Raw genomic sequence first — 16,213 nt, 5'->3', positions numbered from 1 at the left:
TGAGGTCCACGCGTGTGCCTCCGCCCCGTTGGAGCCTGTGCTCCGGCGGGGCGGAAGCGTGTGTCACGGGCTCGGCAGGGGGTCCGTTTCCGTGTGCGGGTGGTCGGTGTCCAGGCCGTCCACCAGGCGGTTGAGGAAGCGGGCGAAGGTGGCGTCGGGGGTGAGGGGGCGGCCGGGGGAGGCGAGGGCGCGGGCGAGTTCGGGGTGGTGGCCGTCGGCGGCGACGGCGGCGAGGTAGCGGGCCTCGGCGGTGGCGCGGCCGGGGGAGTCGGCGGCCGCGGCGCGGGTGAGTTCATGGCCGACGTGGGAGGCCACGAAGCCGGTCAGAAGGCTGAAGATCTCCAGTTTCGCGGCGCCGTCCAGGGGGAGCGGGCGGAGCGCGGCGAGGGCGTGCTCCAGGAAGGCCAGGGTGTGCGGCCCCAGGGTCCGGCGGGCGGTCAGGGCGGCGGGCAGCCAGGGGTGGCGGAGCATCAGGGCGCGCTGGTGGTGGGCGAGCGTCTTGAGGTCGGTGCGCCAGTCGCCGGTGAGCGGGGCGGGGGGCAGGAGTTCGCCGCCGACGTGGTCGACCATCAGCTCCAGCAGGGTCTCCTTGTCCGGGGCGTAGCTGTAGAGGGACATCACCCCGGCACCGACCCGGGCGGCGACCGCGCGCATGGTGACGGCGTCGAGCCCTTCGGTGTCGGCGAGGGCGACGGCCGCGGCGGTGATCGCCTCGCGGGTGAAGGCGGGGCGGCGGCCGCGGCGGGGGCGGTCGGGCGTCAGCCAGAGCCCGTACGGGTCGTCGGCGCCCGGCGCACCGGGCCGGTCGCCGGGGGATGCGGGCGCGGGCACGCGGTCTCCTCTCCTGTCTCATGGACGGAACACCGGTCAATCCAAGCATCCGCTATTCTCGTACGTCGTACGGGAATAAGGAAACGGCGGGATGGGGGCGTGATCGTGACGGAGTGGGTGGCGCCGGACGGGCGGCCGGCACGGGCGGCGCGGTGGATGCGGGCGATGGCACGGAAGGTGCCGAGGGGGCCCTACCGGGTCGGATGCGAGACAGGGCTGTCGGTGCCGGGCGGGGACGGGGAGCCGCTGGTGACCGATCACTACTTCCCGCGGGCGGGCGACGCATCCCCGCACCGGCCGGGGGAGTTCCCGACGGTGCTGGTGCGGTCGCCCTACGGAAGGGGAGTGCCGTGGGCGCCGCTGTACGGGATTCCCCTCGCGGAGCACGGCTTCCATGTGGTGGTGCAGAGCTGCCGGGGTACGGGCCGGTCGGGCGGCGCCTTCCATCTGTGGCGGAACGAGGCGGCGGACGGACGGGCCGCGGTCGCCTGGCTGCGCCGACAGCCCTGGTTCAACGGCGCGTTGGGGACGATCGGCGTCAGCTACCTGGGGTACACGCAGTGGGCCCTCGCACTGGATCCGCCGCCGGAGCTGCGGGCGATGGTGGTCCAGGTCGGGCTGCACGACCCGCACGCGTACTTCCACACCGGGGGCGCGGTCCATCTGGAGAACGCCCTGGTGTCGGGCGTCGGCATGGCCCACCAGCACCGGGGGTGGGGGCCGTTCCTGCGGGCGGCGCTGCGGCTGCGGCGCTGGCTGCCCCGCGCACACCGGGAGCCGGTGCCGTACACGTCCGGTCCGGCGGCCGAACTGTCCTGGCTCGCGGAGTCGTTGGAGCGAACGGACGGCAACGATCCGTACTGGCGGGGCGCGTCGGCGGCGGCCGCGGCGGAGCACCCGGCGGTGCCCACCTGCCTGATCGCCGGCTGGCAGGACGTCTTCCTCGACCAGAACCTGGCGCAGTACCGGCGGCTGCGCCGGGCCGGCCGCGAGACCGCGCTGCTCGTCGGCCCCTGGACGCACCACTCGGCGCTCCAGCAGGGATGGCCCGAGGTGTTCGCGGAGAGCCTGGCGTGGCTGCGCGCCCACCTCTACGGGGAGCGGGCCGGGCTGCGGCCCACGCCCGTACGGGTGCACGTCGGAGGGGACGGCACCGGGGGCGGTACCGGGGACGCGGGGGCTGCCGGGGGCGCGTGGCGGGATCTCGTGGAGTGGCCGCCGTCGGAGGGGGCGGCGGAGCCCTGGTACCTGCACCACGGCGGGCGGCTGGCGCGGCAGGGGACACCCGGCCCGGCCGGTTCCGCCGGCACCGGCCCGGTGGGCGAGTTCCGCCACGACCCGGCCGACCCCACGCCGTCCCTCGGCGGGCCCGTGCTCTCCCGCGGTGCGGGCCGCCGCGACAACCGGGCGCTGGAGGCCCGGCCGGACGTGCTGACGTTCACCGGGCCGGCGCTGACCGAGCCGCTGGAGGTGCTGGGGCCGGTCGCGGCCCGGATACGGGTCACGGCGGCCGGGGTGGACGGCGCGCCCGCCCGCCGGCCCTTCGACGTCTTCGCGCGGCTCTGCGACGTGGACGGGCGGGGCCGGTCGGTGAACGTGTGCGACGGGCTGGTGCGGGTGACCGTGCAGGGCGGGGCGGCGGGACCGCTGGAGGCGGTGGTGCCGATGAGTGCGGCGGCCCACCGGTTCGCCGCCGGGCACCGGGTGCGGTTGCAGGTCAGCGGCGGCGCGTTCCCGCGGTACGCGCCCCCGGCCGGCGGCCCGGACGACGACCCGGCCGCCGCCACCGCGCCCGTACGCGTCGCCCTCCACCCCGGCTCGGCCCTGGAACTGCCGACCTGACGCAGCCGCGAACCCCCGGAAACACCGAACCGCCCATCCCCCCCGTAGGGGAGCAGGCGGCCCGGATTCAGCGCTTCGGACTCGGCGCGCGTACGGCCGGTGTCGTCAGCGGCGGCAGCGGCGCCGTCGTCATCAGCCCTGTCGGGACTCCGGGTGATGGTGCTGCCAGCCCGCCCACGCCGACGCGATCATGTCGCGGACGTCGTGGCGGGCCGCCCAGCCCAGCTCCTTGGCGATGCGGTCGGCGGCGGCCACCACCCGGGCCGGGTCGCCGGCGCGGCGCGGGGTCACCTCGGGCACCACGCCCTCGTAGCCGGTGATCTCCTCGATCAGATCGACCATCTCGCGGACCGAAACCCCCTCGCCCCGGCCGATGTTGAGGGTCAGATCACGGACCGGGCCCGGCTCGGCGAGCTTGCGGGCGGCCGCGACATGCGCGTCGGCGAGGTCCGCGACGTGGATGTAGTCGCGGATGCAGGTGCCGTCGGGGGTGTCGTAGTCGTCACCGAAGATCCGCGGCGCCTCCCCCTGCGTGAGCCGCTCGAAGACCATCGGGACGATGTTGAAGACACCGGTGTCGGCCAGCTCCGGCGTGGCCGTGCCGGCCACGTTGAAGTACCGCAGGCAGGCGGTGCTGATGCCGTGGGCCTTCCCCGCGGCGCGCGCCATCCACTCGCCGACGAGCTTGGTCTCGCCGTACGGGTTGATCGGGACGCAGGGCGTCTCCTCGGTGACGAGGTCCACGTCCGGCATGCCGTAGACGGCGGCGGAGGAGGAGAAGACGAAGCGCGGGACGCCGCCGGCGGCCATCGCCTCCAGGAGGTTCTGCAGGCCGTGGACGTTCTCGCGGTAGTAGTGCAGCGGCAGCTCCACCGACTCGCCGACCTGCTTCTTCGCGGCCAGGTGGACGACATCGGTGATGCCGTGCTCGGCGATCGTGGCGTCCAGCACCGCGCGGTCGAGCGTCGAGCCGACGACCAGGGGCACGTCCTCGGGGACCCGGGCGCGGACGCCCGTGGTCAGGTCATCGAGGACGACGACCGACTCGCCGGCCTGCCGCAGGGCCCTTACGACGTGGGAGCCGATGTAGCCGGCTCCACCCGTGATCAAGTAAGACATGGCGCCAATCCTAGGCAAGGGGGCAGGGGGACGGCGGCCGCGGGTCAGTGGCGCAGCCGCCGGGCGGCGATCCGCCACACACTGCGCGGCCCCGACGCCACCCGGAACGCCAGCGCACCGCCGGTGGTGGTGTACGGCTGGGCCAGCAGCACCAGCCGGCGCCGGCTGGGCAGCACCCGCCGCCGCAGACCGTCGCCCACGGCCCGCAGCCCGGCCCCGACGACGGTGCCGTCCGCGCAGGTCAGCCGGGCCGTGACGTCCCACGGCTCGGGCTCGTCGGGCCGCGAGCCGGGCAGCTCGGTCAGCGGGGCGAGGTCCAGCACCGCCGCGGCCGTCCAGGCGGTGCCGTCGGCGGTGGGCGCGAGGGCGGCGGTCAGCACCGGGCCGGGGCGGCCGTCCCGGCGGCGGTGCAGTGCGACGTCGATGCTGACCGGGCCGGCCGCGGCCAGCCGCCCGTACAGGTCGTGGACCCGCAGCCGCAGCACACCGCGGGCCGCGCCCAGCACCGGATCGGCGTCGACGGTCACCGGCAGGAGGGGGGTGGCGTCGGCGCCGGGCACGTCCTCGTCGGCGGCGTCCACCGCGTCCCCGGGCGCCAGGCCCTCCAGCCGCACCTCGGGCAGGTCCGCCGACCAGACCGGGACGCCGTCGGGGCCCGTCGCGTACGGGGGCAGCAGACGGCCGGGACGGGCCGCCAGCTGCGTCAGCCGCTCCAGGTCGCGGGGGGCGGAGGAGGCCAGCACCACCCGGGCCAGCCAGCGGGCCGGGGCGTGCGCGGCCCGCACCTCGGCGTCCTCGAAGGAGGCCAGGTGGTCGCGGGTCAGCCGCCACCACTCGGCGCGGTAGTCGGCGCCGCGGGTGTGCAGCTCCCGGACGTACATCCGCAGATCATGGTCGAGGAACTTGGTGGCCGCGGCCGCCACCAGCGTCTTGTGCCCGGCGTCGCCGAGGATCCGCAGCACCGTGCGGTGCGCCTCGATGCGCTGCCGCCAGTTGGCGACGTCCTTGCGGTCCAGGGAGATCGATTGCTTGGCGGCGGCGCGGCGCACATGCCAGACGTAGACCGTGTCGGGCACGGTCGCGATCTTCGGGGCGGCGGCCAGCACCCGGGCGGTGAAGACGAAGTCCTCGTAGTGGTAGCGGCCTTCGGGGAAGGCGATGCCGTGGCCGGTGAGGAACTCCCGGGCGTAGAGCTTGTTGACGCAGAGCGTGTCGCGGACCAGCTGCGGCGCGGCGTCGGGCCCGTCGTACACGGCCGGCTCGCGGTACAGCGCCGGCTGCCAGGGCACATCGCGGCGGGCCGGCAGCTCCCGGCGGACACAGGCACCCGCGGCGACCGGCGCCCCGTGCTCCAGCGCCGCGGACAGCAGCGCCGGCACCGCGCCCGGCGGCAGCACGTCGTCGCTGTCGAGGAACATCACAAAGCGGCCGGCGGCGGCCCGCAGCCCGTCGTTACGGGGGGAACCACAGCCGCCGCTGTTCTCGCCGCGGTGCAGGACCCGCAGCCGCGGCTCGGTGCGGGCCAGGGCGTCCAGCGCCGCGCCGGTGCCGTCGGTGGAGGCGTCGTCCACCGCGATCACCTCCGCGACCGCGTCCCCCTGCGCGAGCGCCGACCGCACCGCGTCGGCGACGTGCACGGCGTCGTTGAACGCGATGACGACGACGCTGACCTGCGCGGCGGGCGACAGGGTGGGCCGAGGCTGTGACTCAAGGGCGTCATTCACAGTCACTAAATCTACATTTCGTGTCGACAGCAGCACTTGGCGCGAGCGGGTTCGGACCCCTGTCCTTAAGGATCAGAGGCCGAAAACCACCGAGCGGTTGCACCCGCCGCCCGCTTTTTTCGCCTCATTGCCGTCTCGTGACCAGCCGGACCCCGGCACCGGACCGTGAAGCGACCCGCGCGGACGCCCCGCAGGACGCCCGTACATGCGGTAACGACGCCGGCGCCGGGAGATGCCGATCCGGACACCGCACACCGGACCGTCCCGCACCGCAGGCCCCGCCGCCCTCACCGCGCCGCCGGCCCCCTCACTCCATGACCAGATCCGCGACCCGCCCCGCCGCCCCGCCGTCGTCGAGATGGCAGAACACCCGCCGGAACTCCGCATACGCCGGCGCACTCGCCCGCGCCACCGCCGGCAATTCCCCCAACGCCTCGACCAGCTCACCCGTCGACGACAGCAGCGGACCCGGCACCCGCGCCTCGAAGTCCAGGCTGAAACCACGCAACGTGTCACGGTAGTGCGCCAGATCAGGAGTGAGGAACAGCATCGGCCGGCCGGTGTTGGCGAAGTCCACCGCCAGCGACGAGTAGTCCGTGACCAGCACGTCCGCGGCCAGCAGCAGCTCCGTCGCGTCCGGGTACGACGACACGTCCACCGCGAACGGCGCATGGTGCGCCGGCAGCCGGTCCGGCACCTGCGGATGGCTGCGCACCAGCAGCACATGGTCCCCCTCCAGCGCCGACCGCGCCACGTCCAGGTCCAGCGGCAGATGCAGCCGGTGGTGCGAGGCGTCGTACGCCACGTCGTCGCGCGGCGTCGGCGCGTACAGCACCACCCGCTTCTCCGGCCCCACGCCCAGCCGGGCCCGGACCGCGGCGGCCACCTCCTCCCGGTCCGCGGCGTGCAGCGCATCGGTCCGCGGCAGCCCCGTCTCCAGCATCTTCCCGGCGTAGCCCAGCGCCGACCGCAGCACCGGCGTGCTCGCCGCGTTCGGCGACAGCAGCACGCTCCACTGCCGGCCCAGCCGCGGCCGCGGCGCCAGATGCGCCAGCCCCCCGCACAGCGTCCCCGCCAGATCCGCGCCGATCCGTTTCAACGGCGTCCCGTGCCACGTCTGGATCACCCGCTGCCCGGCCCGCCGCACGAACCAGCGCGGCAGATGCGTGTTGGTGACGATCCAGTGGCTGTGCGCCAGCGCCCCGTGCCAGGCCGCACTGCCCACCAGCACCGGCCGGGCCGTCGGCGGCACCGCGGTCTGCGCGTCCCGCACCGCCCACAGATGCGTGACCTCCAGCCCCCGCCGCACCAGCTCCTCGTGCACCGCCCGCGGCGAGTCCCCGTACGCCCGGCCGCCGAAGCTGCTGTAGAGCACCGTGTCGCGCAGCGGCCGGGAGCGGTGCAGCGGATAGTGCTGCTCGCGCAGCACCCGCCGCCGGTACGGGCCCCGGTCCACCGGCGGCAGCGCCGGCCCGGCCGCCACGAACACCTCGTCGTGCCCCACCCGGTCCAGCGTGAACGGCTTGCCGCGCACCGTCCGCGACACCGGCAGCCCGTCGAACACCGACGGCGCGTACCGCACCGGCGCGTCCAGCGGCGAGGCCGCCGCCCCCCGCTCCCGCAGATGCACCGTCCAGCGGCCCTCCCGCAGCGGCACCTCCCCGGCCAGCGACGGCAGCGCCGCCAGCGGCAGCGAACAGTGGAACCGCCCCGCGTCGTGGACCGCCGGGAACACCGCCTCGGCGGCGTGCGCGGTGTGCTTGAGGACCAGCTCGGGGACCGGCGGCGCGGCGTCCGGCAGCACCCCCGCCAGCAGCAGCGTCCCGTCCGTCCGCCACACCACCCGGTCCACGTACGCCTGCGGCACCCGGTCGTGCAGCACCAGATCCCCGGCCGGCGACGCCGCCGCCACCAACTCCCGCCCGTGCGGCAGCGGATGGGCCACCGGCGCCATCCCCGGCGGGCAGCCCACCGGGTCGGTGCCGCCGCCCGGCAGCACCAGCTCCGGCAGCCAGGTCTCGGTGTGCGGCGCCGGGATCGCGGCCGGCCCGCCGTCCCGCACCGGCCGCGCCGCGTCCCACGCGTCCAGCCGCACCCGCACCCGCACCACGCACCGCCCGCCGGCGGCGTCCGCGTCCGTGTCCGGGTCCGGGTCCGTGTCTGCGTCCGGGTCCGCGCCGCGGTCCTCCGGGACGGCCGCGGCCACGCCGTCCGCCGCGCCCTCCACCGGGAACGACACCACCGTCCCCGTCTCCCCGTGCGTCAGCCGCAGCGCCACCGGCGCCGGACCCGGCGCCGCCACCGTCAGCTCCAGCGCCCCGCCCGCCACCGCCGGCGGCCCCACCAGCCGCCGCACCCGCCGGTCCACCGCGATCCGCAACCGCCCGTCCACATACCGCGGCACCACCCGCATTCCGTCCACCCCCTCGTACGCCCCCGGCGCCGCCCCCGACCCGCACTCCGGCGCACCCAGCTCCCCGGACCGCACCACCCCCGCCGACGCCAGCAGCACCTCCACCCGCCACTCGCCCGGCACCAGCCGCCCCCCGCGGCGCAACCGCGCCGGATCCACCCGCAGCTCGAACCCCGCCCAGTCGTAACAGTGCAGCTCCTGCCCGGACGCCGCGGTCGCCTCCGGCATCGCCACCGTCCGCAGCGGCAGCACGATCCGCCGCCGCCCGCACGACAGCACCGCCGTCCGTAGATACCCGTGCCGCGTCCCCGCCGGCAGATTCCGCAAGTACGCCCAGCCCCGCAACAACAACTCCCCACCCCGCCACACCGCCTCCCGCACCTCCGCCCGCACCGGGAAATCCGCCCGCGCCAGCCGCACCACCCCCGCCGGCAACACCACCGACGGCTCCGCCGGCAGCACCGCCCGCCGCCGCAGCGGCGCCCCCGCCACCACGAAACCCCCCGGATTGCGCGCCTCGTGCCCCAACAGCGCCACCAGGTCCGACAACCGCCCCGCCCGGACCAGATACCACCGCATCCGCAGCTCCACCGGCAGCGCCCGCAACAGCCGCGGATCGGTCCGCGACAGAAAGTCCCGGGCACAGTCCAAAAACGCCGTCCGCACCTCCGACGCCGCCCCCGGCAGCGCCGCCACCAGATCCAGCAGCCCCCCGGTCAGCTGCGCCCGGTCGTACTCCGCCCGCAGCCCGCCGCACGCCGGACGCACCGGATCCGCCAGCAGCGCCCGCATCCGCGCCACCGCCGCGAACCGGTCCCGCACCCCCTGCGCACCCGGCCGGCGCCCGCCCGGCCCCTCCGGCAGCCGCCAGTAACAGACATGCTCGCCCAGCACGTCCACCGCCTCCGCCAGCACGTGCGCGGGCAGCGCCACCGCCGCCCCGTCGCACCACTCCCCCTCGGGGAAGACGAAACCGTGCCGGTCCCAGAACGTCCGCCGGAACACCTTGTTCCGCACGAAGTGGTCGCCCAGCAGCGCCGGATCCTCCGCGACATGCGTACGCAGCACCGTCTCCCGCGCCGCCGCATGGTCCGCCGACTGGCTCCGGCCCGCCGCCCCCAGCCGGTAGACGTTGCCGGTCGCCAGATCCGACCCCGACGTCTCCAGCAGCCCCGTCAGATCCTCGTACGCCCGCGGCAGCAGCACATCGTCCGGCGCCAGGAACGCCAGAAACTCCGTGTGCGGGAACGCGTGCCGGGCACCGGCGTTCCACGCCCCGCCCCGGCCCCCGCCCGCATGGTGCACCACCCGGAACCGCGGATCCCGCTCCGCCAGCCGCCGCCCCGGCCCCTCCGGCCCCTCCGCCGGACCGTCGTCCACCAGCACCACGTCCAGCTCCGCCAGCGTCTGGGCCGCCACCGACTCCAGACACTCCTCCACATGGCGCGCGGACCCCGCACCACGCGGGACCGGGACGACGACGGTGAGCCGAGGCTTCATGGGCGGACGAGCCTTTCCGGACAGGCGGACCACGGGAGGCAACCCCCGGGCGCACAACGGGACGATGCGGCCGACTCGTCCCTCAACTCGTCCATCGGCGGCCCGGTCACCGGCGCTGCGCTGAAAGGGTGAGGCGAAGGTGCGGCGGAACGGCCCGGACCGCGCGATGGCGTAGACCGTGGGACAGCGTGCCCGGTGCCCCGTGCGCCGGACACCGGCAACCGCCCGCCGCCCAGGAAGGTGACCGCCCCGCGATGCCCGGACGAACCGACAGCTCCGCCGCCACCGACCGCCCCGACACCGCGGCCCCCGCCCCCGGCACCCCCGCCGCCCACCCCCCGCACCCCGCCGGCACCGCCCCGGCCGCCTCCACCGTCCGCCTCCCCGCCCACCGCCGGCACGCCGCCCTGACCCGGCTGCTGACCACCCGGCCCCCCTTCGCCCGGCAGGTACGCCGGATCGGCCCCGGCCGCGTCCTGGAGATCGGCTGCGGCGACGGCGACACCCTCGCCGCCTGCGCCCCCGGCAGCGTCGGCATCGACCACGACCCGCGCTCCGTCGCCCACTGCCGCGCCCGCGGCCTGGCCGCCTACACCGCCGACGCCTTCCTCGCCGGCCCGCACGCCCGCCCCGGAGCCTTCGACGCGCTGCTCACCGCCCACGTCCTGCAACACCTCGACGACGAACAGGTCGAGGACCTGCTGCGCGCCTACGTCCCCTACGTCCGGCCCGGCGGCGGCGTCCTGCTGATCACCGCCCAGGAGGCCGGCCACCGCGCCGAGCCCGACCCCGTCCGCTTCACCGACTTCACCCTGCTGCGGGCCTTCGCCGCCGCCGCCGGGCTGGCCGTCCGGCGCACCTACTCCCACCCGCTGCCCCGGGCCGCCGGACGGCTGCTGCGCGCCAACTCCTTCGTCCTGGTCGGCCAGGTGCCCCCGGGCTGAACCGGGCGGACCGCACACCCCGTCGGCCCGCCCGCCGCCCGCTACCGCTTACGGGCCCGCACCAGCGCCCGGGTCACGATCGGCGGCAGCACGTCCCGCGCCACCCGCCGCAGCGCACCGCGCGGCGGGCGCGGCGCCGACCGCCCGGCGGCCGCCCGGGCCGCCCCGGCCGCGCCCGCCGGCTCCGCCACCGGCGCCCGCTCCGCCGCCTGCGACACCGCCGCGTGCCGGGACACCGGATGCGCCGGCTCCCGCGCACCCTTGGCACTCAACCGCACCAGCGGCGCACCGTTCACCTGCTGCACCTCGTGCCACACGTCCTCCCGCCCGGCCAGCCACGCCAGCAGCCCGTCCCGGTACGGCTCCGGATCGCCCCACGTGCCGTAGAACTTCGTGCCGGTCACACAGATCGGCCGCAGCCCGTGGCCGGTCACCGCCTGCCAGGTGGCGGCGGCCACCCCCGGGCAGTGCTCGGCGCGGTAGTCGTCCATCACCACCACCCCGCGCCCGGTCAGCAGCTCCCGCACCGCCAGGATGTCGCCGTGCACATGCTCGTACAGATGCGAGGCGTCGATGTGCGCGAACCGCACACTGCCCGCCGCGACATGCTCGACCACCGACGAGCTCAGCCCCTGCACGATCACCGGCAACTCCTCGTGGAACGCCAGGTAGTTGGCCTCGAACGCCCGGCGCGTCAGCGTCGCGTACGACTTCGCCATCTCCTTGGAGTTGAGGTCGTCCTCCGCCGGCGAGTCGAACAGGTCGCAGACCGTGAAGCGCTCGCCCGGGCGCAGCCGCGCCCCCAGGAAGATCGCGCTCTTGCCCATGTACGCGCCCAGTTCCAGCAGGTCACCCACGACCGACCGGTCCTGCTGATGACGCAGGAACCAGTCGAAGAGCAGCTGATCGGCGGTGAAGAACCAGCCCTTGACCTCGCACAACCGGGTCGGGCGCGGCAGGTCGTCGGCACTGAGGTCTGCGGTCACGGCAGTCATGGGCGATCCGTCTCCAGACGGTCGGGAATCGATGGCGAGGTACGACACGAGGACGCGGCACGGCACCGGGGCCCGGGCGCACGCCGCGGAACGCCCCGGCCGCACCACGCGCTGCACGGAACGGCCGCCATCGTGGGGCAGCAACATGAACGGAAGGTGAGCGCCGCCCCCGGCACCGGTCATCTCCCGCACACCGGCCCGCCCGCACCCGGTTGCCGCGCTCACCGCACCCCGCTCACTTCACCGCGCCCGCCATCACCCCCGACACGAACTGCCGCTGGAAGGCGAAGAAGACGACCAGCGGCACCACCATCGACAAGAACGCCCCCGGCGCCAGCACATCGATGTTGTTGCCGAACTGCCGCACCTCCTGCTGCAGCGCCACCGTGATCGGCGGATGCCCGCTGTCCGCGAAGATCAACGCGATCAGCATGTCGTTCCACACCCACAGGAACTGGAAGATCCCCAGCGACGCGATCGCCGGACCGCCCAGCGGCATCACCACCCGTGTGAACAGCCGCAGTTCACCCGCCCCGTCCAGCCGCGCCGCCTCCAGCAGCTCCCGCGGGATCTCCGCGAAGAAGTTCCGCAACAGGAACACCGCGAACGGCAGCCCGAACGCCGTGTGGAACAGCACCACCCCGGCCGTCGTCTCGAACAGCCCCACCGCGCCGAACAGCTTCGCCACCGGGATCAGCGCCACCTGCACCGGCACCACCAACAGCCCCACCACCACCATGAACCACGTATCCCGCCCCGGGAACTCCAGCCACGCGAAGGCATAACCCGCCAGCGACCCGATCACCACCACCAGCACCGTCGACGGCACCGTGATCGCCGCCGTCGTCACCAGCGACCCCATCACCTTCCCGTTCGACAGCAGCTGGCCGTAGTTGTCGAACGTCAGCTGCGCGGGCCGGGCGAACACCTGCCACCAGCCCGACGCGGCGATCTGCGCCGGACTGCGCAACGACGACACCAGCAGCCCCACCGACGGCATCAGCCAGAACAGCGCCACCAGCACCAGGAACACCCGCACCGCGCCGCCCCCGGCGCGCGCCGCCAGCCGCCCCGCCACCGACGGCCGCCCCTGCGCGCGGGCCCCACGCCCGGCCGCCCCCGCGGCCCCGTCCACAGCCGAGACCGGCGGCGTCATCGGCGACCTCATCGGCGGCGTCATCGGCGGCGCTCCTTCCGTATCCGGCGCAGATTCACGTACATCACCGGCATCACCAACACCAGCAGGAACACCGCGATCGCACTCCCCAGCCCCTCGTCCACATCCGTACCGAACGACGACTGGAACAACTGCAGCGCCAGCACATTCGCCGACCGCAGACTGGAGCCCGGCGCGATGATGTAGACCAGATCGAAGATCTTCAGCACATTGATCATCAGCGTCACCAGCACCACCACCAGCACCGGCGCCAGCAGCGGCACCGTGATCCGGCGGAACACCTGCCACTCGCCGGCCCCGTCCACCCGCGCCGCCTCCAACAGCTCCCGCGGCACCCCCGCCAGCCCCGCCGCGATCAACACCATCGCGAAACCGGCCCACATCCACACATAACTGCCGATGATGGCCGGCGTGACGAGCGCCGGACCCAGCCAGTCCACCCCGTTGTACGCCGCCGCGAAGTCCGCCGCCGGCAGCCGGAGGTGCGCACCGTCCGCCAGATCCGCCGGCAACGCGTACGTCCCGTCAGCCGCCGTCACCGCCGACGCCACCACCCGGCCGCCCTTCACCGCCTCCACCGTCAGCCCGGCCAGCGCCTTCTCACCCGGATCGACGACATTCGGCCGACCCCCGCCACCACGGGTGAAATCCAGCCACGCGGTACCGGTGACCTCCCCGGGCCGCGGCCGCGCGGCCACCGCCGGCTTCGCCGCCCGCACGTCCTGCGGCTGCACCGCCACCAGCGGCAGCCCCACCGGCGACCCCGCCCGCACCACCGACCGCGTGGTGAACGCCCCGCCGCCCGACGGCCGCAGATCCGCGTGCGGCCGCGGCTTCGCCCCCGGGAACGGCGCCGGCGCCGCGAACGTGTCGTGCACCGCCACCCACACCGCGTCGGCCACCCCGCGCTGCGGATCCTGGTCGTAGACCAGCCGGAAGATGATCCCCGCCGCCAGCATCGAGATCGCCATCGGCATGAACACCACCAGCTTGAACGCGGTACCCCAGCGCACCCGCTCGGTCAGCACCGCGAAGATCAACCCCAGCGCGGTGGACACCGTCGGCGCCACCACCACCCACACCACGTTGTTCTTCAACGCCGTCCGGATGCCGTCGTCCGAGAACATCGCCCCGTAATTCCCCAGCCCCACAAAGCCGTTCCCCGACGCGTCGAACAGACTCCGATACACCGAGAACCCGATGGGATACCCCACCAGCGCCCCCAGCAACACGAGCGCCGGCAGCAAAAAGAGCCCGGCCGCCCACCACCGGGAACCGGACGGGCGGCGCCGGCGCCGCGGCCCGGCCTTGCCCGCGTCGGCACCCGTGCCCACGCCCCCGCCCCCGCCCGTCTGCGCATCGCTCATCGTGACGACCCCCGCTTCCGCTCCGGTCGCGTCGGCCTGGCTCCGTCGAGCCGGCCCGATCGAGGCAGTTGCCCTCAGGCCCCGAGGCCCCGGCGCCCGGCCTCAGTGCCCGAACGCCTTGGCCGCGTCCTGCTCCAACCGCTGCTGCGTGCCCGCGACGTCCTTGGGGTTCTTCAGGAAGTCCTGGAGGTCCTTCCACTCGCCCTGCCCCGGCTTGCCGCCGAACGACGCGGGCGCCTGGTCGGACATGTCGAACCGGAAGTCGTCCCCCGCCGCGATCAGCGACGCGGCGATCTTCCGCATCGCGTCGTCCCCGTATGCCGACGGGGCCAGCGCCTTGTTCGGCGAGAGGAAACCGCCCGCCCGCGCCCAGATCCCGGCCGCGTCCGTCGACGCCAGGAACGTCAGCAGCGCCTGCGCCGCCTTGCCGCCCTTGAGCGCCACCGCCACATCCCCACCGGTCACCACCGGCGACTTCGCCCCCACCGCGGGGAACGGGAACACCTTCGCGTCCGTCCCCACCCTCGCTTTCGTCTGCGCGATATCGGCCGCCGCGAAATCGGCCGACGACACCATCGCCGCCTTCGGGGTGTCACCCCCGGTGAACGTCTGCGTCACCGACGTCGGGAAATCCGTCTGCAATGCCCCCGCATTGCCGCCCGACAGCAGTTCCTTACGCCCGAACAACTGCCCAAGCGTCGTCAGTGCCTGCTTGACCGACGGATCGGTCCACTTGATCGCGTGCTGGGCCAACCGGTCGTACTTCTCCGGCCCGGCCTGCGAGAGATAGACGTTCTCGAACCAGTCGGTCAGCGTCCAGCCGTCCGACCCGCCCACCGACACCGGCTCCACACCCGACTCGGAAACCGTCTGCGCCACCTTGAGAAACTCCGGCCAGGTCTTCGGCTCGGACACCCCGGCATTTTCGAAAACCTTGGCGTTGTACCACACCAGCGACTTGTTACTGGCCTTGAAATAGACCCCGTAACCGGTGCCTTTATGGGCACCCAGCACCTGCCACCCCTTGCTGAAATTCTTCGCCAACTGCGCCTTGGCGTCCGGTCCGAGCGGCTTGAGCCACCCCTTCTCCGCGAACTCGTTCAGCACCCCGACCTGTTGCAGCAGCGCCACGTCCGGCGGCCCACCGCCCGCGATCTTGGACCCGATGAAACCGGCCATGTCGTCACCGCTCGGCACGAAGTCGACCTTCGCCCCGGTCCGCTTCTCGAACTCCGCCAGCACCTTGCCGAAGTTGTCCCGCTCGGCCCCCGTCCACACCGCCGTCACCTGCAACCGCTGCCCATCAAGCCTCGGCAACACCACCGTGACCCCCGCACCCCCACCCCCCTTACCGCCCCCACTACTCCCACTTCCGCCCTCATTCCCCTTTCCACTCCCACACCCGGCCACTCCGAACGCCACCACCACAACACCAGCCACCACCCGCTCAACTCGTCTACGCATCCCCACATCCCTCCCTGCCCCATCCACGTCAACGTCCCACCCACCGCCGACAGCCCACACCCGCACCGCAACACCGTTGCCCCCAGCCACGTACGAGAGTGACTGTCCTGCGGCGCAGCACCACCGCCGCGCCGCCGCCGCACGATGACGCGCTCTACGCAGCGATTACGCAGCGATGCAGCGATCCAGTGAGGGACGCGGCGATGGATGCGGTCGTGTTGCGCGGTGCTGTGCAGTGTGGTGCGGTGCAGTTCTGTGCAGTGGTGTGCTGCGATGGCGCCGTTCCTGCCGACTCACCGCACCTGCTCTACCCGGTGCGTAGCTCTACCTGGTGCCCTGGTGCCCTGGTGCGTCCGTGCCTGGCGCTGTACCTGGTCCGTCGTGCTTGGCGCTGTACCTGTGGGTCCGGCTGCTGGGTCTGGGGCCTGATGCGCCGCCGTGTCGCCGCTGCTGCCCGGCCGTGGGGCTACCGCCTGCCCGCCGCCCTGGTCGCGTCCGCGCTCACCCCGTGACCGCGGCACGTGCGACAGTCCTACGCCCCCACCACCGCCTCCGCAATACCGCCACCCGCGCCAACCCCCCATTCGTAATAGGCCCGTTACGGCCCCAGGGCCACACCCCACCACCGCCCCACGGCCGCCCCCACTGCCAGTCAGACCAGATCAGCCAGGCCCCGCGCTGAAGCCCCGCGCTGGAGTCCGGCCTGAAGCCCCGCGCTGGACTGGTCAGGCCCCGCCCTGAGCCAGGCCACAGGCCGAGGCCAGGTCGAGGGCAGGCCGCGAGGGGCGCCCGCCCCGCCCTGAACTGGCCGCAGCCTCGCCTCCTCACGCCAGCGGG

At 74.3% G+C, this 16,213-nt stretch carries 10 protein-coding genes; 2 read left to right on the top strand and 8 right to left on the bottom strand.

Features of this window, described 5'->3' with window-relative positions:
• Window positions 1–63: 63 nt before the first annotated feature.
• Window positions 64–831, bottom strand: coding sequence for a TetR/AcrR family transcriptional regulator (locus B073_RS0133045; RefSeq protein WP_018542359.1), 768 nt, complete (start codon window positions 829–831; stop codon window positions 64–66).
• A gap of 156 nt (window positions 832–987) precedes the next feature.
• On the opposite strand from B073_RS0133045, the gene B073_RS0133040 reads away from it, so the two are divergent.
• Window positions 988–2,673: a CocE/NonD family hydrolase gene (locus tag B073_RS0133040; RefSeq protein WP_078508283.1), complete on the top strand. Its 1,686-nt coding sequence runs from the start codon at window positions 988–990 to the stop codon at window positions 2,671–2,673.
• A 132-nt stretch (window positions 2,674–2,805) separates the two neighbouring features.
• On the opposite strand, the gene galE is transcribed toward B073_RS0133040, so the two are convergent.
• The 3 genes from galE to B073_RS0133025 form a co-directional block, all read right to left on the bottom strand.
• On the bottom strand, window positions 2,806–3,792 hold the full coding sequence (galE, locus tag B073_RS0133035; RefSeq protein ID WP_018542357.1) for a UDP-glucose 4-epimerase GalE: 987 nt from the start codon (window positions 3,790–3,792) through the stop codon (window positions 2,806–2,808).
• A gap of 44 nt (window positions 3,793–3,836) precedes the next feature.
• Window positions 3,837–5,516 carry a glycosyltransferase family 2 protein gene (locus tag B073_RS0133030; protein ID WP_018542356.1) on the bottom strand — a complete coding sequence of 560 codons (1,680 nt, stop codon included), beginning with the start codon at window positions 5,514–5,516 and terminating at the stop codon, window positions 3,837–3,839.
• Window positions 5,517–5,823: 307 nt separating this feature from the next.
• Window positions 5,824–9,429, bottom strand: a complete 3,606-nt coding sequence (locus tag B073_RS0133025) for a bifunctional glycosyltransferase/CDP-glycerol:glycerophosphate glycerophosphotransferase (protein ID WP_018542355.1) — start codon at window positions 9,427–9,429, stop codon at window positions 5,824–5,826.
• 254 nt (window positions 9,430–9,683) lie between these two features.
• Here B073_RS0133025 and B073_RS0133020 point away from each other — a divergent pair, with 254 nt between their 5' ends.
• A complete protein-coding gene (locus tag B073_RS0133020) occupies window positions 9,684–10,373 on the top strand; it encodes a class I SAM-dependent methyltransferase (protein WP_018542354.1) in 690 nt (229 codons plus the stop codon).
• Between the two features lie 41 nt (window positions 10,374–10,414).
• On the opposite strand, the gene B073_RS0133015 is transcribed toward B073_RS0133020, so the two are convergent.
• From B073_RS0133015 to B073_RS0133000, 4 genes are all read right to left on the bottom strand, one after another.
• On the bottom strand, window positions 10,415–11,368 hold the full coding sequence (locus tag B073_RS0133015; protein ID WP_018542353.1) for a class I SAM-dependent methyltransferase: 954 nt from the start codon (window positions 11,366–11,368) through the stop codon (window positions 10,415–10,417).
• Between the two features lie 235 nt (window positions 11,369–11,603).
• Window positions 11,604–12,524: a carbohydrate ABC transporter permease gene (locus tag B073_RS0133010; protein WP_018542352.1), complete on the bottom strand. Its 921-nt coding sequence runs from the start codon at window positions 12,522–12,524 to the stop codon at window positions 11,604–11,606.
• A 20-nt stretch (window positions 12,525–12,544) separates the two neighbouring features.
• Window positions 12,545–13,912 carry a carbohydrate ABC transporter permease gene (locus tag B073_RS0133005; RefSeq protein ID WP_026247953.1) on the bottom strand — a complete coding sequence of 456 codons (1,368 nt, stop codon included), beginning with the start codon at window positions 13,910–13,912 and terminating at the stop codon, window positions 12,545–12,547.
• A 102-nt stretch (window positions 13,913–14,014) separates the two neighbouring features.
• Window positions 14,015–15,376, bottom strand: coding sequence for an ABC transporter substrate-binding protein (locus B073_RS0133000; RefSeq protein ID WP_051094313.1), 1,362 nt, complete (start codon window positions 15,374–15,376; stop codon window positions 14,015–14,017).
• Window positions 15,377–16,213: the final 837 nt, after the last annotated feature.

Origin of the sequence: Streptomyces sp. MspMP-M5, from assembly GCF_000373585.1 — a bacterium.
Taxonomy (GTDB): Bacteria; Actinomycetota; Actinomycetes; order Streptomycetales; family Streptomycetaceae; genus Streptomyces.
Note: the sequence above shows the minus strand (reverse complement) of the source record. Positions and strands in the feature narration are given on the sequence as shown.

Bases quoted from the DNA above. Each gene is read 5' to 3' on its own strand.
- B073_RS0133000 (WP_051094313.1), bottom strand. From the start codon at position 15,376: ATGCGTAGACGAGTTGAGCGGGTGGTGGCTGGTGTTGTGGTGGTGGCG.
- B073_RS0133015 (WP_018542353.1), bottom strand. From the start codon at position 11,368: ATGACTGCCGTGACCGCAGACCTCAGTGCCGACGACCTGCCGCGCCCG.
- B073_RS0133025 (WP_018542355.1), bottom strand. From the start codon at position 9,429: ATGAAGCCTCGGCTCACCGTCGTCGTCCCGGTCCCGCGTGGTGCGGGG.
- B073_RS0133005 (WP_026247953.1), bottom strand. From the start codon at position 13,912: ATGAGCGATGCGCAGACGGGCGGGGGCGGGGGCGTGGGCACGGGTGCC.
- B073_RS0133020 (WP_018542354.1), top strand. From the start codon at position 9,684: ATGCCCGGACGAACCGACAGCTCCGCCGCCACCGACCGCCCCGACACC.
- B073_RS0133010 (WP_018542352.1), bottom strand. From the start codon at position 12,524: ATGACGCCGCCGGTCTCGGCTGTGGACGGGGCCGCGGGGGCGGCCGGG.
- galE (WP_018542357.1), bottom strand. From the start codon at position 3,792: ATGTCTTACTTGATCACGGGTGGAGCCGGCTACATCGGCTCCCACGTC.
- B073_RS0133040 (WP_078508283.1), top strand. From the start codon at position 988: ATGCGGGCGATGGCACGGAAGGTGCCGAGGGGGCCCTACCGGGTCGGA.